This is a genomic window from Escherichia sp. WS33 (assembly GCF_046486385.1).
In the GTDB taxonomy this organism is placed as follows: domain Bacteria; phylum Pseudomonadota; class Gammaproteobacteria; order Enterobacterales; family Enterobacteriaceae; genus ECMA0423.
This window is the reverse complement of record NZ_JBJQLJ010000012.1, coordinates 109323-133559: the sequence shown is the minus strand read 5'-3', so window position 1 is coordinate 133559 and position 24237 is coordinate 109323. Positions and strand designations below refer to the sequence as shown.

The 24237-nt window shown below is 52.4% G+C and carries 18 protein-coding genes; 9 read left to right on the top strand and 9 right to left on the bottom strand.

Annotated features, from left to right (window positions below; translation table 11 throughout):
* Window positions 1-205: 205 nt before the first annotated feature.
* Entirely contained in the window at window positions 206-1756 is a 1551-nt protein-coding gene (gene cueO / locus ACJHXA_RS12260; protein WP_001189608.1) for a multicopper oxidase CueO, read from the bottom strand.
* A 165-nt stretch (window positions 1757-1921) separates the two neighbouring features.
* Here cueO and ACJHXA_RS12255 point away from each other — a divergent pair, with 165 nt between their 5' ends.
* From ACJHXA_RS12255 to speD, 3 genes are all read left to right on the top strand, one after another.
* Window positions 1922-2269 carry a YacC family pilotin-like protein gene (locus ACJHXA_RS12255; protein WP_001295568.1) on the top strand — a complete coding sequence of 116 codons (348 nt, stop codon included), beginning with the start codon at window positions 1922-1924 and terminating at the stop codon, window positions 2267-2269.
* Between the two features lie 105 nt (window positions 2270-2374).
* Entirely contained in the window at window positions 2375-3241 is an 867-nt protein-coding gene (gene speE, locus ACJHXA_RS12250) for a polyamine aminopropyltransferase (RefSeq protein ID WP_283512308.1), read from the top strand.
* A gap of 15 nt (window positions 3242-3256) precedes the next feature.
* The gene (gene speD, locus ACJHXA_RS12245) at window positions 3257-4051 is read left to right on the top strand and encodes an adenosylmethionine decarboxylase (protein WP_000734287.1); all 795 of its coding nucleotides are present in this window, start codon (window positions 3257-3259) and stop codon (window positions 4049-4051) included.
* 37 nt (window positions 4052-4088) lie between these two features.
* Here the strand turns inward: speD and yacL are convergent, their stop codons facing one another.
* Together yacL and acnB are read right to left on the bottom strand one after the other, a co-directional pair.
* Window positions 4089-4451: a protein YacL gene (gene yacL, locus ACJHXA_RS12240; protein WP_000384306.1), complete on the bottom strand. Its 363-nt coding sequence runs from the start codon at window positions 4449-4451 to the stop codon at window positions 4089-4091.
* Window positions 4452-4625: 174 nt separating this feature from the next.
* On the bottom strand, window positions 4626-7223 hold the full coding sequence (gene acnB, locus ACJHXA_RS12235) for a bifunctional aconitate hydratase 2/2-methylisocitrate dehydratase (RefSeq protein ID WP_001307570.1): 2598 nt from the start codon (window positions 7221-7223) through the stop codon (window positions 4626-4628).
* Between the two features lie 354 nt (window positions 7224-7577).
* Here acnB and ACJHXA_RS12230 point away from each other — a divergent pair, with 354 nt between their 5' ends.
* Entirely contained in the window at window positions 7578-9335 is a 1758-nt protein-coding gene (locus tag ACJHXA_RS12230; RefSeq protein ID WP_000784507.1) for a DUF3300 domain-containing protein, read from the top strand.
* A gap of 70 nt (window positions 9336-9405) precedes the next feature.
* Here the strand turns inward: ACJHXA_RS12230 and lpdA are convergent, their stop codons facing one another.
* From lpdA to pdhR, 4 genes are all read right to left on the bottom strand, one after another.
* On the bottom strand, window positions 9406-10830 hold the full coding sequence (gene lpdA, locus ACJHXA_RS12225) for a dihydrolipoyl dehydrogenase (protein ID WP_000102485.1): 1425 nt from the start codon (window positions 10828-10830) through the stop codon (window positions 9406-9408).
* Between the two features lie 324 nt (window positions 10831-11154).
* Window positions 11155-13047, bottom strand: coding sequence for a pyruvate dehydrogenase complex dihydrolipoyllysine-residue acetyltransferase (aceF, locus tag ACJHXA_RS12220; RefSeq protein WP_000963518.1), 1893 nt, complete (start codon window positions 13045-13047; stop codon window positions 11155-11157).
* A 14-nt stretch (window positions 13048-13061) separates the two neighbouring features.
* Window positions 13062-15725, bottom strand: a complete 2664-nt coding sequence (gene aceE / locus ACJHXA_RS12215; protein ID WP_000003820.1) for a pyruvate dehydrogenase (acetyl-transferring), homodimeric type — start codon at window positions 15723-15725, stop codon at window positions 13062-13064.
* Window positions 15726-15885: 160 nt separating this feature from the next.
* Complete coding sequence (gene pdhR / locus ACJHXA_RS12210; protein ID WP_000331776.1) at window positions 15886-16650, bottom strand: pyruvate dehydrogenase complex transcriptional repressor PdhR; 765 nt, start codon at window positions 16648-16650, stop codon at window positions 15886-15888.
* Between the two features lie 540 nt (window positions 16651-17190).
* Here pdhR and aroP point away from each other — a divergent pair.
* A complete protein-coding gene (aroP, locus tag ACJHXA_RS12205; RefSeq protein ID WP_000969914.1) occupies window positions 17191-18564 on the top strand; it encodes an aromatic amino acid transporter AroP in 1374 nt (457 codons plus the stop codon).
* Between the two features lie 42 nt (window positions 18565-18606).
* Here aroP and ampE read toward each other — a convergent pair whose 3' ends face one another.
* Together ampE and ampD are read right to left on the bottom strand one after the other, a co-directional pair.
* Window positions 18607-19461, bottom strand: coding sequence for a beta-lactamase regulator AmpE (gene ampE, locus ACJHXA_RS12200; protein WP_000172006.1), 855 nt, complete (start codon window positions 19459-19461; stop codon window positions 18607-18609).
* The gene (gene ampD, locus ACJHXA_RS12195; protein WP_000923721.1) at window positions 19458-20009 is read right to left on the bottom strand and encodes a 1,6-anhydro-N-acetylmuramyl-L-alanine amidase AmpD; all 552 of its coding nucleotides are present in this window, start codon (window positions 20007-20009) and stop codon (window positions 19458-19460) included. Before ampD ends, ampE begins: the two co-directional genes overlap by 4 nt.
* A gap of 87 nt (window positions 20010-20096) precedes the next feature.
* Here ampD and nadC point away from each other — a divergent pair, with 87 nt between their 5' ends.
* From nadC to hofC, 4 genes are all read left to right on the top strand, one after another.
* Window positions 20097-20990 (top strand): carboxylating nicotinate-nucleotide diphosphorylase, encoded by an 894-nt coding sequence (gene nadC, locus ACJHXA_RS12190; protein WP_001135174.1) that lies wholly within the window; start codon window positions 20097-20099, stop codon window positions 20988-20990.
* Window positions 20991-21192: 202 nt separating this feature from the next.
* Window positions 21193-21633 carry a prepilin peptidase-dependent pilin gene (gene ppdD / locus ACJHXA_RS12185; protein WP_000360895.1) on the top strand — a complete coding sequence of 147 codons (441 nt, stop codon included), beginning with the start codon at window positions 21193-21195 and terminating at the stop codon, window positions 21631-21633.
* 9 nt (window positions 21634-21642) lie between these two features.
* The gene (gene gspE / locus ACJHXA_RS12180; RefSeq protein ID WP_001025173.1) at window positions 21643-23028 is read left to right on the top strand and encodes a type II secretion system protein GspE; all 1386 of its coding nucleotides are present in this window, start codon (window positions 21643-21645) and stop codon (window positions 23026-23028) included.
* Window positions 23018-24220, top strand: coding sequence for a protein transport protein HofC (hofC, locus tag ACJHXA_RS12175; protein ID WP_000157234.1), 1203 nt, complete (start codon window positions 23018-23020; stop codon window positions 24218-24220). The genes gspE and hofC overlap by 11 nt, the downstream gene beginning before the upstream one ends.
* Window positions 24221-24237 lie beyond the last annotated feature (17 nt).

Genomic DNA, 24237 nt, shown 5'->3' with positions numbered 1-24237 from the left:
GGCAGTCCGCTGCATAAATCTACGCAACAGGTTAGAACCCAAGGCCCGATACGGCATGCGGACTGCAGGCAGAGAAAACTGGCCGATTTTCTCTGCACTGGAGGGATAATACAAGGCCTGATAAGCGTAGCGCATCAGGCAGATTTGCGTTTGTCATCAGTTTAATGCCCGGAGAGATCCGGGCATATTTCCGAATACGGTCTTTTTATACCGTAAACCCTAACATCATCCCCGTATCTTCATGCTCCAGCAGATGGCAGTGCGCCATATAAGCATGTTCTTTCGGTGCGTTGTGATTAAACTTCACCAGCACTTCACTGACATTGCCTTCTACCTTAACGGTATCTTTCCAGCCCGCGCGATGAGCCGCTGGCGGTTTGCCATTTTCTGACAAGATACGGAACTGGGTGCCGTGAATATGGAACGGATGCAGCATCATGTCGCCCACGCCAGAGATAACCCAACGTTCGTACTGCCCTTTCGCCGCCGCAAACATCGGCTTATTCATATCAAACGCCTGACCGTTGATTTTATTGGCATGGTGGAAATCGAACTTCCCGCCATGGTTCATATGATTCATATTGCCGTGCCCCATATGGCCCATCATCTGGCTATGATCCATCCCGGCCATCGCCTGATCGCCATATTTCTCCATCAGCATCTGCATCCCCATCATATCGAGCATCGGGTCCATAGAAAGTTGCAGCTTGCGTACCGTCAGCCCTTCCAGCGAAGGTAACGCAGGCAGGCTACTTAATGTGTCTGGCAAAGCACCGGAGGCACTAATAGCAATCGGCTGAATCCGCATTACCGGATGCGGCTTGTCAAACGGCGCAATCGCCATCCCCATCTGGCTGACCGGTAGCGTCACCAGGTCAAAGGGTTTGTTGTCGTTAACCTCCACCAGCACTTCAAAACGCTCGCCCATCAGCACCGGCAGCTCGCTCACCTTCACCGGTTCAGGTAGCAGACCACCGTCGCTGGCAATCACATACAGCGGGCGATTGTCGCTGGTGGCGAAATTGAGCGAGCGGGCATTACAGCCATTGAGCAAACGCAGGCGCAGCCAACCACGTGGGGCAGCGTGTTGTGGGTAGATTGCACCGTTGGTCAGCAGCGTATCGCCAAACCAGCCCACGGCGGCGGTCATCACATCCAGTTGATAATCAATCTGCCCATCAGCGTTAAATTTTTTATCCTGAACAATCACCGGAACATCATCGATACCCCACTGTTTTGGCAGCATTAATTTCAGGATCTCGTCATCTTCAATTACCACCAGCCCAGCCAACCCCATCGCCACCTGTCGCCCGGTCTTGCCATGTTGATGTGGATGGAACCAGCAAGTAGCGGCAGGTTGATCAACGTTCAACGTCACCGAGCGCTTGCCACCTGGCGGAATAATTCCCTGCGGGCCGCCGTCGACTTCACCCGGTACTTCCAGCCCGTGCCAGTGCAACGTCGTCTCTTCCGTCAGTTGGTTATAGATATCAACCGTTACCGCTTTGCCGCGCTGTAATTTCACCGCCGGCCCCAGCAGATTGCCGTTATAGCCCCAGGTAGTTGCAGTTTTCTCGCCAAAGGTAGACTGACCTGCGCCAATAGTTAACTGAATGCGATTACGGGCATCGGTCGTGAGCAAATCAGGGATCGGTAACGTTGGGCGTTCCGCCGCAAAGACTGCGCGGCTCCACAGCGGCAAGGCTGAAGCCACACCCAGCGCGACGGAATATTTTAAGAAATCACGACGTTGCATAGTTATTTCCTTATTCTTAAGCAGGCGAAACAAAATCAAACGTTGAGCATAGTCCTTCCCCTTACGGGAAGGTCAAGCCGCAGACACAATTTAATCGACAATAATGGTCGTCGCCTCGCTCGCAGTGTGCTAACGTTTATCTTCTTTAAGCCCCTGGTAGAAGCAATGAAGACGTTTTTCAGAACAGTGTTATTCGGCAGCCTGATGGCCGTTTGCGCAAACAGTTACGCGCTCAGCGAGTCTGAAGCCGAAGATATGGCCGATTTAACGGCAGTTTTTGTCTTTCTGAAGAACGATTGTGGTTACCAGAACTTACCTAACGGGCAAATTCGTCGCGCACTGGTCTTTTTCGCCCAGCAAAACCAGTGGGATCTCAGTAATTACGACACCTTCGACATGAAAGCCCTCGGTGAAGACAGCTACCGCGATCTCAGCGGCATTGGCATTCCCGTCGCTAAAAAGTGCAAAGCCCTGGCCCGCGATTCCTTAAGCCTGCTTGCCTACGTCAAATAATCCCTGATACCTTTTTGTAGAAATATTGACCGTGCATCCGCGGTCAATGTTAGCTATTATGTTGCGCCCTTTTTTTACGGGTGTTAACAAAGGAGGTATCAACCCATGGCCGAAAAAAAACAGTGGCATGAAACGCTACACGACCAGTTTGGGCAGTACTTTGCGGTAGATAACGTTCTGTATCATGAAAAGACCGATCACCAAGATCTGATCATTTTTGAGAACGCTGCATTTGGTCGCGTAATGGCGCTGGATGGCGTAGTACAAACCACCGAGCGCGACGAGTTTATCTATCATGAGATGATGACCCATGTTCCGCTACTGGCCCACGGTCACGCGAAACATGTGCTGATTATCGGCGGCGGCGACGGTGCCATGCTGCGTGAAGTAACCCGACATAAAAACGTTGAGTCAATCACGATGGTGGAAATCGATGCGGGTGTCGTATCGTTCTGCCGTCAGTATCTACCCAACCATAACGCCGGTAGCTACGACGATCCGCGCTTTAAGCTGGTGATCGACGATGGCGTCAATTTCGTTAATCAAACCAGCCAGACCTTTGATGTCATTATCTCCGACTGCACCGATCCTATCGGTCCCGGCGAAAGCCTTTTCACTTCGGCATTTTATGAAGGCTGCAAACGTTGCCTGAATCCTGGCGGTATCTTCGTCGCACAAAACGGCGTCTGCTTTTTACAGCAGGAAGAAGCCATCGGCAGCCATCGCAAACTCAGCCATTACTTCAGCGACGTTGGCTTTTATCAGGCGGCGATTCCGACCTATTACGGCGGTATCATGACTTTTGCATGGGCGACAGATAACGACGCCTTACGCCATCTCTCAACCGAAATTATTCAGGCGCGTTTTCTCGCTTCTGGCCTGAAATGCCGTTATTACAATCCGGCAATCCATACGGCAGCTTTTGCCTTACCTCAGTATCTGCAAGACGCACTGGCTTCACAGCCGTCCTAAGGAGAAGATAAGAAATTGAAAAAACTGAAACTGCATGGCTTTAATAATCTGACCAAAAGTCTGAGTTTTTGTATTTACGATATCTGCTACGCCAAAACTGCCGAAGAGCGCGACGGTTATATTGCTTATATCGATGAACTCTATAATGCCAACCGTCTGACCGAAATCCTGTCAGAAACCTGTTCCATTATCGGGGCCAATATTCTTAACATCGCCCGCCAGGATTACGAACCACAGGGTGCCAGCGTCACTATTCTGGTGAGTGAAGAACCGGTTGACCCGAAACTCATCGACAAAACAGAACACCCCGGCCCACTGCCAGAAACGGTCGTTGCCCATCTCGATAAAAGTCATATTTGCGTACATACCTACCCGGAAAGTCATCCTGAAGGCGGTTTATGTACCTTCCGCGCCGATATTGAAGTCTCTACCTGCGGCGTGATTTCTCCGCTGAAGGCGCTGAATTACCTGATCCACCAGCTTGAGTCCGATATCGTAACCATTGATTATCGCGTGCGCGGTTTTACCCGCGACATTAACGGTATGAAGCACTTTATCGACCATGAGATTAATTCGATTCAGAACTTTATGTCTGACGATATGAAGGCGCTGTATGACATGGTGGATGTGAACGTCTATCAGGAAAATATCTTCCATACCAAGATGTTGCTTAAAGAGTTCGACCTTAAGCACTACATGTTCCACACCAAACCGGAAGATTTAACCGACAGCGAGCGCCAGGAAATTACCGCTGCGCTGTGGAAAGAAATGCGCGAGATTTATTACGGGCGCAATATGCCAGCTGTTTAACGGCTCTGGCGGAGCTCCCAGGCTCCGCCAGATTTATTTACTTCTGCTGCACGAAATTGCGGTAAGCCGCCACGACCTGCAGAAAATCCTCAACGCCGCATAGCGACAGGCTTTCTTCGTCGTAGTAGTTCATCCCCTCTTCCATTTCATCGCCAGCGAATTCCAGTTGATTGGCGCGAACCATCACCTCTTCACCGTCCATCCACAGGGTGTATTCATGCCCTGCCCGTTGCCAGGACCGTTCGCTACCTTTCAGTGCGTGCGCTGCTTGTTCCACTTCATCAAGCAAGGCCAGGTTTTCTTTCACCTCTTCATTAAACCAGTGCCCGACCACTTCATGCCCCATGGACATACGCACCTTTACCACTCCGGTAATATCGCGCAGAAATTCGTAATCCATAGTGTGTTCCTCTGCTCCCGGCAATGCGCCGAAATCGCATCGCGCCATTGATGTAATTATCGCAGCCTTACCGGAGAAAAACAGCGGAACGGCGATGGTTTAGAAATAAAAAATGCCCGGGAATCTCATTCACCGGGCATTGTGTCGTTTATGCGCAGCGCGTGCGCTTACTTATTACACCGCAGTCTGGAAAATCACCCCATCGGCTTTTTCGGTGTACTGAGAAAGCTGGTTGAAGTTCAGATAACGATAAGTATCAACGGCAGTTTTATCTACTTGCGCAACGTAGGTCTGGTACTCTTCCGGCGTCGGCAGTTTGCCAATCAGCGCCGCAACAGCCGCCAGTTCTGCAGAAGCCAGGAAGACATTCGCGCCAGTCCCCAGACGGTTCGGGAAGTTACGGGTAGAGGTGGAAACCACCGTCGCACCGTCTGCTACACGCGCCTGGTTACCCATACACAGAGAACAGCCCGGGATCTCGATACGAGCCCCGCTCTTACCGAAGACGCTGTAGTAGCCTTCTTCAGTCAACTGTGCGGCGTCCATACGGGTTGGCGGTGCCACCCACAGGCGGGTCGGCAACTGGCCTTTATGCGCATCCAGCAGTTTACCCGCAGCACGGAAGTGACCGATGTTAGTCATGCAAGAACCGATAAATACTTCGTCGATCTTCTCGCCCTGTACCGCAGACAGCGGACGCGCGTCATCCGGGTCGTTCGGTGCACAGAGGATTGGCTCTTTAATATCCGCCAGATCGATGTCGATCACTGCCGCGTATTCAGCATCTGCATCGGCTTCCAGCAGCTCAGGATTCGCCAGCCATTTTTCCATGCCCTGAATACGACGTTCGAGGGTACGACGATCGCCATAACCTTCCGCGATCATCCACTTCAGCAGGACGATGTTAGAGTTCAGGTATTCGATGATCGGTTCTTTGTTCAGCTTGATAGTACAACCAGCGGCAGAACGCTCAGCGGACGCATCGGTCAGTTCAAATGCCTGCTCAACTTTCAGATCCGGCAGACCTTCAATTTCCAGAATGCGACCAGAGAAGATGTTTTTCTTGCCTTTCTTCTCAACGGTCAGCAGACCTTGTTTGATCGCATACAGCGGGATCGCGTGTACCAGATCGCGCAGGGTGATGCCCGGCTGCATTTTGCCTTTGAAGCGCACCAGAACGGATTCCGGCATATCCAGCGGCATTACGCCTGTTGCGGCTGCAAATGCCACCAGACCAGAACCCGCCGGGAAAGAGATACCGATCGGGAAACGGGTATGGGAGTCACCACCGGTACCGACGGTATCCGGCAGCAGCATACGGTTCAGCCAGGAGTGGATTACGCCGTCACCCGGACGCAGCGACACACCACCACGGTTCATAATGAAGTCCGGCAGCGTGTGGTGCGTGTTCACGTCAACTGGCTTCGGATACGCCGCGGTATGGCAGAAAGACTGCATCACCAGGTCAGCCGAGAAGCCCAGGCACGCCAGGTCTTTCAGTTCATCACGGGTCATCGGGCCGGTGGTGTCCTGAGAGCCTACAGAAGTCATTTTCGGTTCGCAGTACGCGCCCGGACGAATGCCTTTCACGCCACAGGCACGGCCTACCATTTTCTGCGCCAGCGAGAAGCCGCGATCGCTCTCAGCGACATCTTTCGCCTGACGGAACACATCACTGTGCGGCAGACCAAGTGCTTCACGCGCTTTGGTGGTCAGGCCACGCCCGATAATCAGCGGAATACGACCGCCAGCACGCACTTCATCAATCAGCACGTCGGTTTTCAGTTCGAAGGTCGCCAGCAGTTCGCCGGTTTCGTGGTTACGCACTTCACCTTTGTACGGGTAAACGTCAATCACGTCGCCCATGTTCAGGTTAGAGACGTCGACTTCGATTGGCAGTGCACCCGCGTCTTCCATCGTGTTAAAGAAGATGGGTGCAATTTTACCGCCGAGGCACAAACCACCGCCGCGTTTGTTCGGCACATGTGGAATATCATCGCCCATAAACCACAGAACGGAGTTAGTGGCGGATTTACGCGAAGAACCCGTACCCACAACGTCACCGACGTACGCCAGCGGGAAACCTTTCTGTTGCAGAGCTTCGATTTGCTTGATCGGACCAACAACACCTGGCTGGTCTGGCTCAATACCTTCACGGGCGTTTTTCAGCATCGCCAGCGCGTGCAGTGGGATATCCGGGCGTGACCACGCATCCGGTGCCGGAGAAAGGTCATCGGTGTTAGTTTCGCCAGTGACTTTGAAGACGGTAACGGTCAGTTTTTCAGCCAGCGCCGGGCGATTCAGGAACCATTCGGCATCCGCCCAGGACTGCATAACCTGCTTCGCATATTCGTTGCCTGCTTTCGCTTTCTCTTCTACGTCATAGAAGTTATCGAACATCAGCAGCGTGTGAGAAAGTGCTTTGGCAGCAATAGGTGCCAGTTTGGCATCATCCAGCGCGTCGATCAGCGGATGAATGTTGTAACCACCCTGCATGGTGCCCAGCAGTTCGATGGCTTTTTCCGGAGTCAGCAGAGGGGATTTGGCTTCGCCTTTCGCGATAGCAGCCAGGAAGCCTGCTTTGACATAGGCGGCTTCATCGACGCCTGGGGGAACACGGTTGGTTAACAGATCTAACAGGAATTCTTCTTCGCCCGCGGGCGGGTTTTTCAGCAGCTCTACAAGTGCGGCCATTTGGTTTGCATCCAGGGGTTTGGGCGCAATCCCCTCAGCGGCACGCTCAGCTACGTGCTTACGGTATTCTTCTAGCACGACGGTTCTCCTCGCTCTCATTGTCATAGTGCGGCAGGCGATTCTCTTCACGCTCCTGTGAGACAGCAGTTTGTAGGGTAAATGCCCAGTACCGCAACGGGCAGAATAGCAGGATTTTGACGATGTGTTAATCTGTTTACAAAAAAGCAACATAAAAAAGTGGCTGAATCGTTAAGGATGGTCTAGAGATTGTTTCCCTCCGTAAAAACTTCGTTAATTCGCATGGTGATAATCACCTTTCTCAACGAATCCCAAGATTAGTCAAAATTTAAACTACCGCCTCTTTATACTCGGATTCACAGCACCTGCGGGTGGCAGTTCGCCGACCATTGCGATTTCCTTGAGATCCGAATTATGAAAATGACTTTGCCGTTTAAACCCCATGTGCTGGCGCTAATTTGCAGTGCCGGGCTTTGTGCCGCCTCTACCGGGCTATATATAAAAAGCCGCACAGTGGAAGCGCCTGTGGAACCGCAATCGACACAACAGACTGCGCCTGACATCACCGCAGTTACGCTTCCTGCAACGGTTTCCGCACCGCCCGTAACGCCCGCCGTCGTCAAATCCGCATTCAGCACTGCACAAATCGATCAATGGGTTGCGCCTGTCGCGCTGTACCCCGATTCTCTGCTTTCACAAGTGTTAATGGCATCAACCTATCCGGCAAACGTTGCTCAAGCAGTGCAATGGTCGCACGATAATCCACTTAAACAAGGCGATGCTGCTATTCAGGCGGTATCTGACCAGCCGTGGGACGCCAGCGTTAAATCACTGGTGGCCTTTCCACAATTGATGGCATTGATGGGCGAAAACCCGCAATGGGTGCAAAACCTGGGCGATGCTTTTCTGGCGCAGCCGCAGGACGTGATGGACTCGGTACAGCGATTGCGGCAACTGGCGCAACAAACCGGCTCGCTGAAGTCATCAACCGAACAGAAAGTTATTACCACAACGAAGAAAGCTGTACCGGTAACACAGACAGTCACGGCTCCCGTCATACCATCCAATACCGTTTCAACTGCCAGCCCCGTCATTACAGAGCCTGCAACAACCGTCATTTCCATTGAGCCCGCCAATCCTGATGTGGTCTATATTCCCAACTACAACCCAACCGTGGTTTACGGGAACTGGGCCAATACTGCGTATCCGCCGGTTTATCTGCCACCACCAGCCGGAGAACCGTTTATTGACAGCTTTGTGCGCGGATTCGGCTATAGCATGGGTGTTGCTACCACGTACGCACTATTCAGCAGCATCGACTGGGACGACGACGATCATGACCATCATCATCATGACGATGATGATTATCATCACCACGATGGCGGTCATCGTGACGGTAATGGCTGGCAACACAACGGCGACAACATCAATATCGACGTCAACAATTTCAACCGTATCACCGGTGAGCATCTTACTGATAAGAATATGGCATGGCGGCACAATCCAAACTACCGTAATGGTGTGCCCTATCATGATCAGGATATGGCAAAGCGGTTTCATCAAACCGATGTCAACGGCGGAATGAGCGCCACGCAGCTACCTGCTCCAACACGCGACAGCCAGCGTCAGGCGGCAGCAAGTCAGTTTCAGCAACGAACACACGCCGCCCCCGTCATTACACGAGATACCCAACGTCAGGCAGCGGCACAGCGGTTTAATGAAGCTGAAAACTATGGGAGCTATGACGACTTCCGCGACTTCAGCCGTCGCCAACCACTGACCCAGCAACAAAAGGACGCCGCTCGTCAGCGTTATCAGTCGGCCTCGCCTGAGCAGCGCCAGGCAGTCCGCGAGAAAATGCAGACTAACCCACAGATCCAGCAGCGAAGAGACGCAGCGCGTGAGCGTATTCAGTCAGCCTCGCCTGAGCAGCGCCAGGTGTTTAAGGAAAAAGTACAGCAGCGCCCACTGAACCAACAGCAACGTGATAACGCCCGCCAGCGTGTTCAATCAGCATCACCTGAACAACGTCAGGTTTTTCGGGAAAAAGTTCAGGAGAGCCGCCCACAACGTCTAAACGACAGTAACCATACTGTCAGGCTGAATAACGAGCAACGGTCAGCAGTACGCGAACGTCTCTCTGAGCGCGGAGCAAGGCGACAGGAAAGGTAAATTGCAGACGTAAAAAAAGCGGCGTGGTTAGCCGCTTTTTTAATTGCCGGATGTTCCGGCAAACGAACACTTACTTCTTCTTCGCTTTCGGGTTCGGCAGGTCGGTAATGCTACCTTCGAACACTTCTGCCGCCAGGCCCACAGACTCGTGCAGAGTCGGGTGCGCGTGGATGGTCAGTGCGATGTCTTCAGCATCACAACCCATTTCGATTGCCAGGCCGATTTCACCCAGCAGCTCGCCGCCGTTGGTACCGACAATCGCACCACCGATCACACGGTGAGATTCTTTGTCGAAAATCAGCTTGGTCATACCGTCTGCGCAGTCGGAAGCGATAGCACGACCAGAAGCAGCCCACGGGAAGGTGGCGGTTTCATAGCTGATGCCTTTCTCTTTCGCTTCTTTCTCAGTCAGACCTACCCATGCAACTTCTGGTTCGGTATAGGCGATGGACGGGATAACTTTCGGATCGAAGTAGTGTTTCTTACCGGCGATAACTTCAGCGGCAACGTGACCTTCGTGAACACCTTTGTGTGCCAGCATCGGCTGACCGACGATATCGCCGATAGCAAAGATGTGCGGTACGTTGGTACGCAGCTGTTTGTCAACGCGGATGAAACCACGGTCGTCCACTTCCACGCCAGCTTTGCCTGCGTCGAGGTTTTTACCGTTCGGCACACGACCAATCGCTACCAGCACGGCGTCGTAACGCTGCGGTTCAGCGGGTGCTTTTTTGCCTTCCATCGTCACATAAATACCGTCTTCTTTCGCTTCAACGGCGGTAACTTTGGTTTCCAGCATCAGGTTGAATTTCTTGCTGATACGCTTGGTGAAGACTTTAACGATGTCTTTGTCAGCTGCCGGGATAACCTGGTCGAACATTTCAACCACGTCAATCTGTGAACCCAGCGCGTGGTATACGGTGCCCATTTCCAGACCGATGATACCGCCACCCATTACCAGCAGGCGTTCTGGTACTTCTTTCAGTTCCAGCGCGTCAGTGGAGTCCCAGATACGCGGATCTTCATGCGGAATAAACGGCAGTTGGATCGGGCGAGAACCCGCTGCAATGATCGCGTTGTCGAAGTTGATCACGGTTTTACCGTTCTCACCTTCAACTTCCAGGGTGTTAGCCCCGGTAAATTTACCCAGACCGTTGACCACTTTGACTTTGCGGCCTTTCGCCATACCAGCCAGACCACCGGTCAGCTGATTGATCACTTTCTCTTTCCAGGTACGAATCTTGTCAATATCGGTTTTCGGTTCGCCGAAGACGATACCGTGTTCAGCCAGCGCTTTGGCTTCTTCGATAACTTTTGCTACGTGCAGCAGTGCTTTAGAAGGGATACAGCCGACGTTCAGGCAAACACCGCCAAGGGTGTTGTAACGTTCTACGATTACGGTTTCCAGACCTAAATCAGCGCAACGGAAGGCAGCGGAGTAACCTGCGGGGCCTGCCCCAAGTACCACGACCTGAGTTTTGATTTCAGTACTCATCATGACCTCTATATATTTATCTCCGGCGGTCATACCCGTCGTCTTTCAGGCCGCAGCGGCGTTAGCTTCACGCCCTCACCCCAGTCACTTACTTATGTAAGCTCCTGGGGATTCTGGCGCTTGCTACCTTGCTGCACCCAGAAATCCATAGGGTATGTGAAGTAATACCCTAACCACCACCGGGTCGTTCTATCCGTCGGTATTTTACAAAATTGTTAACAATTTTTAAACAACAAACGGCAACCGATTTGTCTATTCGCTAATAACCTCAATACATTCATGAGATTACCAGAAAAAAGCCGGCCGTTGGGCCGGCTCTTTTACTTACATCACCAGACGGCGAATGTCAGACAGCGTGTTGTTAATGATGGTAATGAAACGGGCACCATCAGCACCGTCGATCACGCGGTGGTCGAAGGAGAGAGAAATCGGCAGCATCAGACGCGGCACGAACTCTTTACCATTCCACACCGGCTCCATCGCGGACTTGGAAACGCCGAGGATAGCCACTTCCGGCGCGTTCACAATCGGCGCGAAGTGGGTAGTACCCAGGCCGCCGATGCTGGAGATGGTGAAGCAACCGCCCTGCATTTCGCCCGCAGTCAGCTTACCGTCACGCGCTTTCTTAGAAATAGTCATCAGCTCGCGAGACAGCTCGATGATGCCTTTCTTGTTGACGTCTTTGAATACCGGAACAACCAGACCGTTCGGGGTATCCACCGCCACACCGATGTTGATGTATTTCTTCAGGGTCAGACGCTGACCGTCTTCCGACAACGAACTGTTGAAGCGAGGCATCTGCTCAAGAGCTGCAGCAACGGCTTTCATGATGAAGACAACCGGGGTGATCTTCACATCCAGCTTACGTTTCGCCGCTTCTTCGTTCTGCTGTTTACGGAACGCTTCCAGCTCGGTGATATCGGTTTTGTCGAAGTGAGTAACATGCGGGATCATCACCCAGTTACGGCTCAGGTTCGCACCAGAAATTTTCTGGATACGGCCCAGTTCCACTTCTTCGATTTCACCAAACTTGCTGAAGTCCACCTTCGGCCACGGCAGCATGCCTGGGATACCGCCGCCAGTCGCCGCCGGAGCTGCTTCTGCACGTTTGATAGCTTCTTTCACGTAAGCCTGAACGTCTTCGCGCAGGATACGACCTTTACGGCCAGTGCCCTTCACTTTCGCCAGGTTAACGCCAAACTCGCGTGCCAGACGGCGGATCAGCGGAGTCGCGTGAACGTAAGCGTCGTTTTCTGCAAATTCAGATTTGCCTTCCGCTTTCGCAGCCGGTGCTGCTGCCGGAGCTTCAGCTTTTGCTGCCGGAGCCGGCGCTGCCGCTTCCTGTTTCGCAGGAGCTGCCGCAGGCGCTGCGCCTTCAACTTCGAAGATCATAATCAGCGAGCCAGTTTTCACTTTATCGCCAACGTTGACTTTCAGTTCCTTCACGACGCCTGCAAACGGAGCCGGGACTTCCATAGAAGCTTTATCGCCTTCTACGGTGATCAGTGACTGTTCAGCGGCAACTTTGTCGCCCACTTTCACCATCACTTCGGTCACTTCAACTTCGTCACCGCCGATATCCGGAACGTTAACTTCTTTCACGCCAGCCGCTGGTGCAGGGGCCGCTGCCGGAGCCGCTTCCTGTTTAGCCGCCGGAGCTGCCGCGCCTGCTTCACCCGCGACTTCGAAGACCATAATCAGCGAGCCGGTAGACACTTTGTCACCCACGTTCACTTTGATCTCTTTCACGGTGCCAGCAAACGGAGCCGGAACTTCCATAGAAGCTTTATCGCCTTCTACGGTGATCAGCGACTGTTCAGCTTCAACTTTATCGCCAACTTTCACCAGGATTTCGGTCACTTCAACTTCGTCGCTGCCGATATCCGGAACGTTAACGTCTTTTGCCGCTGCAGCCGCTGGTGCTGCTGCCGGAGCTGCTTCTTTCTTCTCTTCTGCCTGAGCAGGTGCAGCGTCTGCTGCACCGTCGGCGGAATCGAAAATCATAATCAGTGCGCCGGTCTGGGTTTTATCGCCAACAGAGACTTTGATCTCTTTAACGATACCCGCCTGCGGAGACGGAACTTCCATAGAGGCTTTGTCGCCTTCTACGGTGATCAGCGACTGTTCGGCTTCAACTTTGTCGCCCACTTTGACCAGGATCTCGGTGATTTCAACTTCATCAGCCCCGATGTCCGGTACTTTGATTTCGATAGCCATTATTCTTTTACCTCTTACGCCAGACGCGGGTTAACTTTATCTGCATCGATGTTGAATTTGGCGATTGCGTCAGCAACCACTTTCTTATCGATTTCGCCACGTTTAGCCAGTTCGCCCAGCGCCGCAACCACGACATAAGAAGCATCAACTTCGAAGTGGTGACGCAGGTTCTCACGGCTGTCGGAACGACCGAAGCCATCAGTACCCAGTACGCGGTAGTCGTCAGCCGGTACGTAAGTACGGACCTGCTCAGCGAACAGTTTCATATAGTCGGTAGATGCCACTGCCGGAGCGTCGTTCATCACCTGAGCGATATACGGAACGCGCGGAGTTTCCAGCGGGTGCAGCATGTTCCAGCGTTCACAATCCTGACCATCTCGCGCCAGTTCGGTGAAGGAGGTCACGCTATAAACGTCAGAACCTACGCCGTAATCTTTCGCCAGGATCTCTGCCGCTTCACGGACGTGACGCAGGATGGAACCGGAGCCCAGCAGCTGAACTTTACCTTTGCTACCTTCAATGGTTTCGAGTTTGTAGATACCTTTACGGATACCTTCCTCAGCACCTTCCGGCATTGCCGGCATGTGGTAGTTTTCGTTCAGCGTAGTGATGTAGTAGTAAACGTTCTCTTGTTTTTCACCGTACATACGCTCCAGACCGTCATGCATAATGACAGCAACTTCGTAAGCGTAAGCCGGGTCGTAAGAGATACAGTTCGGAATAGTCAGCGACTGAATGTGGCTGTGACCATCTTCGTGCTGCAGACCTTCGCCGTTCAGGGTGGTACGACCGGAAGTACCGCCGATCAGGAAGCCACGCGCTTGCTGGTCGCCAGCCGCCCAGCACAGATCGCCAATACGCTGGAAGCCGAACATCGAGTAATAGATGTAGAACGGGATCATCGGCAGATTGTTGGTGCTGTAAGAGGTCGCCGCTGCCAGCCAGGAACAACCTGCGCCCAGCTCGTTGATCCCTTCCTGCAGAATCTGACCTTTCTCGTCTTCTTTATAGTAAGCAACCTGCTCGCGGTCCTGCGGGGTGTACTGCTGACCGTTCGGGCTGTAAATACCAATCTGACGGAACAGACCTTCCATACCGAAAGTACGCGCTTCGTCGGCGATGATCGGTACCAGACGATCTTTGATCGACTTGTTCTTCAGCATTACGTTCAGGGCACGAACGAAAGCGATAGTGGTAGAGATCTCTTTGCTCTGCTCTTCCAGCAGCGCGCCGAAGTCTTGCAGGCTCGGCAGCTCAAGCTTCTCGGTGAAGTTCGGCTGACGGCTTGGCAGATAACCGTGCAGTTTCTGACGCTGTGCGTGCAGATAGGTATGCTCTTCAGAACCTTCCGGGAAGGTGATGTACGGCAGTTTTTCGATATCTGCATCAGACACCGGCACATTGAAACGGTCGCGGATGTGACGCACGCCGTCCATGTTCATTTTCTTAACCTGGTGCGCGATGTTTTTACCTTCAGCCGCGTCGCCCATGCCGTAACCTTTAATGGTATGAGCAAGGATTACTGTCGCTTTGCCTTTGGTTTCCTGCGCTTTCTTGAATGCAGCGTAGATTTTCTTCGGATCGTGACCACCACGGTTCAGTGCCCAGATCTGCTCGTCAGTCCAGTCTGCAACCAGTGCTGCGGTTTCAGGATATTTACCGAAGAAGTGTTCACGAACGTACGCACCATCTTTCGATTTGAAGGTCTGGTAGTCGCCGTCAACGGTTTCGTTCATCAGCTGGATCAGTTTACCGCTGGTATCTTTACGCAGCAGTTCATCCCAACGGCTACCCCACATCACTTTGATCACGTTCCAGCCAGCACCTTCGAAGATGCCTTCCAGTTCGTTGATGATCTTGCCGTTACCGGTGACCGGGCCGTCAAGACGCTGCAGGTTACAGTTGATAACGAAGACCAGGTTATCCAGTTTTTCACGGGTAGCGATGGTGATCGCACCTTTGGATTCCGGTTCGTCCATTTCACCGTCGCCGAGGAACGCGTAAACGGTCTGTTTAGAGGTATCTTTCAGGCCACGGTGTTCCAGATATTTCAGGAATTTAGCCTGGTAAATAGCACCAATCGGCCCCAGACCCATAGATACGGTCGGGAACTGCCAGAATTCCGGCATCAGTTTCGGGTGCGGATAGGAAGAGAGGCCATTGCCGTGAACTTCCTGACGGAAGTTATCCAGCTGCTCCTGAGTCAGACGACCTTCCAGGAAAGCACGAGCGTACACGCCCGGGGAGATGTGGCCCTGGAAGTAAACCAGGTCGCCGCCATCCTGCTCGTTGCGTGCACGGAAGAAGTGGTTAAAGCACACATCATAAATGGTTGCGGAAGACTGGAAGGACGCCATATGGCCGCCCAGTTCGAGGTCTTTTTTCGACGCACGCAGCACCGTCATGATGGCGTTCCAGCGGATAGCTGAACGAATACGGCGTTCCAGTTCCAGATTACCCGGATACTCCGGTTGTTCTTCAACGGGGATGGTGTTGATGTAGTTGCTGATACCTGTGCCTGCGGCTACGTTTACACCGCCTTTGCGGGCTTCAGCAAGCAGTTGGTCGATCAGATACTGAGCACGCTCAACACCTTCTTCACGGATGACCGATTCGATCGCCTGGAGCCAGTCGCGAGTTTCGATCGGATCCACGTCATTTGGGAAACGTTCTGACATGGGTTATTCCTTATCTATCTAATAACGTTGAGTTTTCTGGAACCTGTCCCATTGAACTCTCGCCGGAAAGCTCAATAAGACAGGTTCTACGTTTAGTTGCCGCGCTTTTATATGCGCTTGATTTACAACATCTTCTGGATAATTTTTACCAGAAAAATCACTAATTCTTTCGTTGCTCCAGACGACGCAGAGAACGCTCACGGCGGCTCTCTTCACGACTTCTGTCGAGCAAAATTTCTTCGATAAAGGCCAGATGGCGATGCGATGCTTCGCGCGCTTCTTCCGGCTTACCGGCCATAATCGCTTCAAATATGCGGGTGCGGTGACTACTCACCAGCGGCAGCATCTCGCGACGCGAATAGAGCAATTCGAAGTTCTGGCGGACATTCTGGGCCAACATCGGCTCCATACACCTTAGCAGATGAAGCAGAACCACATTGTGGGCCGCTTCGGTGACGGCAATCTGATACTGGAGTACGGCGTTTGATTCCGCGTCCAGATCGCCAGACTGCTGCGCCAGCTCTATGGCGTGGTGGAGTTCACGGATGCGTTCCTTGTCTTCATCGGTACTACGCAGCGCGGCGTAATAAGCGGCGATACCTTCCAGGGCGTGTCGTGTTTCGAGCAAGTCATACTGTGACTCAGGATGGTCGGAGAGCAGCTCCACCAGCGGATCGCTGAAGCTTTGCCATAGGCTGCTCTGGACAAAAGTGCCGCCACCCTGGCGACGAAGCAACAAGCCCTTCGCTTCGAGACGTTGAATCGCCTCACGCAAGGAGGGACGGGAGACGTCAAACTGTTTTGCCAGTTCGCGTTCCGGTGGGAGTTTTTCGCCCGGGCGGAGAGTGCCTTCGAGGATCAAAAACTCCAGTTGCTGCTCAATCACATCGGAGAGTTTTGGTTGGCGGATTTTGCTGTAGGCCATGAGTTCCTGTCTTAAGCCACTTGCCGAAGTCAATTGGTCTTACCAATTTCATGTCTGTGACGCTAAAGTAACAAAGTATTCACCTTATGTCCATACAGGTTTTGATTGAAATCATGAAACTGTGCACATTTTAACAACTTGACATATATAACGTTTCAAAGTTGTAACTATGCACAAATGTAGACTTTACGTAGGAAAGGAGTTTTTTAACGATTATTAAACTATAAAAATCCGAATTGAACCGATTCACTTACCAATTTTGTGATTTTTAATTCAATTAAAACGAATTTAAATTCATTCTACATATTGAGAGGGGTTGAGGCTGAGCTTTACAAACGGTTTCTTTTTAAGCAACTCATCTTCAACCATGCATAAAGCGGGTGCATTCGCTGCTGCATACCATTATTCTTGATCTGACGGAAGTCTTTTTGTAACAATTCAAACTTCTTTGATGTAAACAAATTAATACAACAAACGGAATTGCAAACTTACACACGCATCACTGCGTAGATCAAAAAAACAACCACCGCACGAGGTTTCATGATGGAAGGTCAACAGCACGGCGAGCAGCTAAAGCGCGGCCTTAAAAACCGCCATATTCAGCTTATCGCGCTGGGTGGCGCGATAGGGACCGGGTTATTCCTGGGTAGCGCCTCCGTAATACAGTCCGCAGGGCCAGGGATTATCCTGGGTTACGCCATTGCTGGTTTTATCGCCTTTCTGATCATGCGTCAGCTGGGTGAAATGGTGGTCGAAGAACCTGTCGCAGGCTCCTTTAGCCACTTTGCTTATAAATACTGGGGCAGTTTTGCCGGTTTCGCCTCTGGCTGGAACTACTGGGTACTGTACGTTTTAGTTGCCATGGCTGAGCTGACTGCCGTGGGTAAATACATTCAGTTCTGGTATCCGGAAATCCCCACCTGGGTTTCTGCCGCCGTATTCTTTGTGGTGATTAACGCCATCAACCTGACCAACGTTAAAGTGTTTGGCGAGATGGAGTTCTGGTTTGCCATTATCAAAGTTATCGCGGTGGTAGCGATGATCATCTTCGGCGGCTGGCTGCTATTCAGTGGCAACGGCGGCCCGCAGGCGACCGTTAGCAACCTGTGGGATCAGGGTGGTTTCCTGCCGCACGGCTTCACCGGGCTGGTGATGATGATGGCGATTATCATGTTCTCGTTCGGTGGTCTGGAACTGGTGGGGATCACCGCAGCAGAAGCTGATAACCCGGAGCAAAGTATACCGAAAGCAACTAACCAGGTTATCTACCGCATCCTGATTTTCTATATTGGTTCGTTAGCCGTTCTGCTCTCACTGATGCCGTGGACCCGCGTTACCGCCGATACCAGTCCGTTTGTGCTGATCTTCCACGAGTTAGGCGATACCTTTGTGGCGAATGCGCTGAACATCGTGGTACTGACTGCGGCGCTCTCCGTGTACAACAGCTGCGTATATTGCAACAGCCGTATGCTGTTTGGTCTGGCACAACAGGGTAATGCGCCAAAAGCGCTGGCGTCTGTCGATAAACGTGGTGTACCAGTAAATACCATTCTGGTGTCTGCACTGGTAACGGCGTTGTGCGTACTGATTAACTACCTTGCCCCAGAGTCCGCTTTCGGACTGTTAATGGCGCTGGTGGTATCTGCACTGGTAATCAACTGGGCGATGATTAGCCTGGCGCATATGAAATTCCGTCGCGCCAAGCAGGAACAAGGCGTGGTAACTCACTTCCCTGCTCTGCTTTATCCGCTGGGTAACTGGATCTGCCTGCTGTTTATGGCGGCGGTACTGGTGATTATGCTGATGACCCCAGGAATGGCGATTTCGGTATACCTGATCCCGGTATGGCTGATCGTGTTAGGTATCGGCTATCTGTTTAAAGAGAAAACCGCCAAAGCCGTAAAAGCGCATTAATCTCTCTACGCCCTCACCCGTACAGGGTGAGGGCAATAATCTTTACACCAACGCCCCGTAAATCGTCAGTAGTGCAATCACCACCACGACCACGAACGAGGTTTTCTTCGCCATTGAAACCGCTGCCCTCGGCGTCTCCACCTTATCGACATGCGGTTCACGCGCCAGAGAGAACTGCGCCAGACGCGTTAACACCTGATACTGCGAAGTATGGAAATCACCCAGCGAAGCAAACCAGGCCGGTAACGCTTTCTCACCATGACCGATCAAGGCATATACCACACCCGCAAGACGAACCGGCACCCAATCCAGTACATGAAGCACGGCATCAATGCCGGACTGTAAACGATGATGCGGCGTCTGATATCGCGCCAGCCAGTATTGCCATGCACGCAAAAACGCATACCCCATCAGCGTAACGGGTCCCCAGGTTCCCCCCACAATCAGCCAGAACAGCGGTGCAAGATAAAAACGAAAGTTAATCCACAGCAATGCATTTTGCAGCTCACGCAAATACTCACGTTCGTCGCAGCCTGCCGGGACGCCGTGAATCATGGTGAGTTCGCCAGCCATCGTGGCACGGGCATGGCTATCATTACGTGAAGCAGCTGTCAGATAAGCATGATAATGAAGACGAACTTTACCTGCGCCAATACACAGCAAACCAATCAGCAGCCACACCAGTAGCGTGGGAACGTTGAACAATACTCCCTGCAATGCGCGTAACAGTAAAAAAGTCACGCCCATCGCAATAATGGTCATGCCTAACGTGCGCCCGAGAGAAAAATGTTTCACCCGCCGAAAGAACGCTTCAAGACGATGATCAAGCTGCCAGTGCTCGCCCAACTTAAACAGGCGCTCGAAAATTAACACCAGTAAGGTTGTAAATAGCGTCATGTTGTCTCCTTGCTGACCAGCACACGAAACCGTGCCCAATCAAATGCAGGACCGGGATCGGTTTTCCGATCCGGCGCAATATCACAATGGCCCGTCATGTTTTTAGCGATATCCGGATAGCAATCAATCAGTGCCCGCGTAACCGCCGCAAGCTGTTGATACTGCGCATCGGTATACGCCAGCGTATCGGTGCCTTCAAGCTCAATCCCAATAGAAAAATCATTGCAGCGTTCGCGCCCCTGATACTGAGAGACTCCCGCATGCCATGCACGTTTATCGAAAGGAACATACTGGACTATTTCACCATCACGGCGAATCAAACAGTGAGCGGAGACGCGCAAATGGGCGATCTCAGCAAAGAAAGGATGTGCCTGCGGATCAATAGTTCCAGTGAATAATGCGTCGATCCACGGACCGCCAAACTCGCCTGGCGGCAGGCTAATATTGTGCACCACCAGCAGGGTGGGTGTTTCGTCATCCGGGCGGCAATCGTAATGTGGTGAGGGAACGCGGCGCGCGCCAACCAGCCACCCCTGTTCTAACAACATGCAGGATCTCCTTATATGTGGTGCTAATACCCGGTTCAGAGTAGCATGTTTCTACCTTATGATTCGTTAGCTATCTGGAGTTTTAACATGCCGCCTCGCCGCTATAACCCTGACACCCGACGTGACGAGCTGCTGGAACGCATTAATCTCGATATCCCCGGCGCGGTAGCCCAGGCGCTGCGGGAAGATTTAGGCGGAACAGTCGATGCCAACAATGATATTACGGCAAAACTTTTACCGGAAAATTCTCGCTCTCATGCCACGGTGATCACCCGCGAGAATGGCGTCTTTTGCGGCAAACGCTGGGTTGAAGAGGTGTTTATTCAACTGGCAGGCGACGATGTCACCATAATCTGGCATGTGGATGACGGCGATGTCATCAATGCCAATCAATCCTTGTTCGAACTTGAAGGCCCATCCCGCGTGCTGTTAACGGGCGAACGCACTGCGCTTAATTTTGTGCAAACCCTTTCAGGAGTTGCCAGTAAGGTACGCCACTATGTCGAATTGCTGGAAGGCACCAACACGCAGTTGTTGGATACGCGCAAAACCTTACCCGGCCTGCGTTCAGCTCTGAAATACGCGGTACTTTGCGGCGGCGGAGCGAATCACCGTCTGGGGCTTTCTGATGCCTTCCTGATCAAAGAAAACCATATTATTGCCTCCGGCTCAGTGCGCCAGGCGGTCGAAAAAGCGTCCTGGCTGCACCCGGATGCGCCAGTAGAAGTCGAAGTAGAGAATCTGGAAGAACTTGATGAAGCCCTGAAAGCAGGAGCCGATATCATCATGCTGGATAACTTCGAAACAGAACAGATGCGCGAAGCCGTCAAACGCACCAACGGCAAGGCGCTACTGGAAGTGTCTGGCAACGTCACTGACAAAACACTGCGTGAATTTGCCGAAACGGGCGTGGACTTTATCTCCGTCGGTGCGCTAACTAAACACGTACAAGCACTCGACCTTTCAATGCGTTTTCGCTAATAGTTGACAGATTTATCCGCTCCATCGCGGGCGGATAATCTCCCCTTCCCCAACTTTCTTCGTAACGCCTCGCAAATTTCTTGTCTTTCGCTGCAACGAAATAAAAAACCTCGGAATCTGCTTTCCCGTTTCGTTTTTTGCCCCTCGCCTGTGCTGATGGCGTTTGCCAAAGTAGCGCCAACCAAATCAAGGAGCGAAACAGATGGACAAGCAACGCGGTTTTACACTTATCGAACTGATGGTGGTTATTGGCATCATTGCCATTTTAAGCGCCATTGGTATTCCCGCTTATCAAAACTACCTGCGCAAAGCCGCACTCACCGACATGCTACAAACCTTTGTGCCTTACCGTACCGCCGTAGAGTTGTGCGCGCTGGAACATGGTGGATTAGATACCTGCGACGGTGGCAGCAATGGCATTCCCTCGCCTACCACCACCCACTATGTTTCAGCCATGAGTGTGGCAAAAGGCGTGGTGTCGCTGACCGGGCAAGAAAGTCTCAATGGACTAAGCGTCGTCATGACACCGGGTTGGGATAACGCAAACGGCGTCACCGGCTGGACGCGCAACTGCAATATTCAAAGTGACAGCGCATTGCAGCAAGCCTGCGAAGATGTCTTCCGCTTTGATGACGCCAACTAAGGAGCGGCAATGAATATTCCACAGCTCACGGCCCTGTGTCTGCGTTATCAGGGAGTCTTGCTGGATGCCAGCGAAGAAGTGGTTCATGTTGCGGTGGTCGATGCCCCCTCACATGAGTTGCTGGACGCATTGCATTTCGCTACCACCAAACGTATTGAGATCACCTGCTGGACGCGCCAACAAATGGAAGGTCACGCCAGTCGCACACAACAGACATTGCCCGTAGCTGTTCAGGAGAAGCATCAGCCCAAAGCAGAGTTGCTAGCTCGAACGTTACAATCTGCGCTGGAACAACGCGCGTCTGATATTCATATCGAACCAGCGGACAATGCCTACCGCATCCGCTTGCGTATCGACGGCGTATTGCATCCTTTACCGGATGTTTCACCGGATGCCGGAGTCGCATTAACCGCCAGATTAAAAGTGCTGGGAAACCTGGATATTGCGGAACATCGCCTGCCGCAGGACGGGCAATTCACTGTCGAACTGGCAGGAAACGCCGTCTCATTTCGTATTGCGACCTTACCATGTCGGGGTGGTGAAAAGGTGGTATTAAGGTTGTTACAGCAGGTGGGTCAGGCACTGGATGTCAACACGCTTGGAATGCAGCCGTTACAACTGGCGGACTTTGCTCATGCCTTGCAACAACCACAGGGACTGGTGCTGGTAACTGGCCCTACAGGCAGCGGCAAAACGGTCACGCTTTATAGTGCCCTGCAAACGCTGAATACCGCTGACATTAATATTTGTAGCGTCGAAGATCCGGTTGAGATCCCCATAGCCGGACTAAACCAGACGCAAATCCATCCGCGTGCCGGACTCACCTTTCAGGGCGTGTTGCGTGCGTTATTGCGCCAGGATCCTGACGTCATCATGATCGGAGAGATCCGCGATGGCGAAACAGCAGAGATCGCTATTAAAGCGGCGCAAACTGGTCACCTGGTGTTGTCTACCCTACACACTAATTCCACCTGCGAAACGCTGGTACGTTTACAGCAAATGGGAGTCGCCCGCTGGATGCTCTCATCAGCGCTTACGCTGGTAATAGCCCAGCGTCTGGTACGTAAACTTTGCCCACATTGTCGCCAGCAGCAAGGGGAGCCCATCCATATTCCAGTCAATGTATGGCCGTCGCCGCTGCCCCACTGGCAGGCACCCGGTTGTGTACATTGCTACCACGGTTTTTATGGTCGTACGGCCTTATTTGAAGTTCTGCCCATAACGCCGGTCATTCGTCAGCTTATTTCCGCTAATACCGACGTTGAATCGCTGGAAACGCACGCACGACAGGCGGGTATGTGTACGCTTTTTGAAAACGGCTGCCTGGCCGTGGAGCAAGGCTTAACCACCTTTGAAGAGTTAATCCGCGTACTGGGGATGCCGCATGGCGAGTAAGCAACTCTGGCGCTGGCATGGCATAACCGGCGACGGCAATGCGCAAGATGGGATGCTATGGGCAGAGAGCCGTGCTTTGCTGCTCATGGCACTACAGCAACAGATGGTTACCCCACTTAGCCTGAAGCGAATCGCCATCAATTCTGCGCAGTGGCGAGGAGATAAAAGCGCGGAAGTCATTCATCAACTGGCGACGCTACTCAAAGCCGGGTTAACGCTTTCTGAAGGGCTGGCACTGCTGGCGGAACAGCATCCCAGTAAGCAATGGCAAGCGTTGCTGCAATCGCTGGCGCACGATCTCGAACAGGGCATTGCTTTTTCCAATGCCTTATTACCCTGGTCAGAGGTATTTCCGCCACTCTATCAGGCGATGATCCGCACGGGTGAACTGACCGGTAAGCTGGATGAATGCTGCTTTGAACTGGCGCGTCAGCAAAAAGCCCAGCGTCAGTTGACCGACAAAGTGAAATCAGCGTTACGTTATCCCATCATCATTTTAGCGATGGCAATCATGGTGGTTGTGGCAATGCTGCATTTTGTTCTGCCGGAGTTTGCCGCTATCTATAAGACCTTCAACACCCCACTACCGGCACTAACGCAGGGGATCATGACGCTGGCAGACTTTAGTGGCGAATGGAGCTGGCTGCTGGTGTTGTTCGGCTTTCTGCTGGCGATAGCCAATAAGTTGCTGATGCGCCGACCGACCTGGCTTATAGTGCGGCAGAAATTGCTGTTACGCATCCCGATTATGGGTTCACTGATGCGGGGACAAAAACTCACGCAGATTTTTACGATTCTGGCGCTGACACAAAGTGCAGGCATTACTTTTTTGCAGGGCGTAGAGAGCGTCAGAGAAACAATGCGCTGCCCGTACTGGGTGCAACTTCTGACACAAATCCAGCACGATATCAGTAACGGTCATCCCATCTGGCTGGCGCTAAAAAATACCGGGGAGTTTAGCCCGCTCTGTTTGCAATTAGTGAGAACAGGAGAGGCATCCGGCTCGCTGGACCTCATGTTAGACAACCTCGCCCATCATCATCGGGATAACACAATGGCGCTGGCGGATAACCTCGCAGCCTTACTGGAACCGGCGTTGCTGATCATAACGGGAGGAATTATCGGTACGCTGGTGGTGGCGATGTATCTGCCAATTTTCCATTTAGGCGATGCGATGAGTGGGATGGGATAACGCTGGCGTGTTGCTCC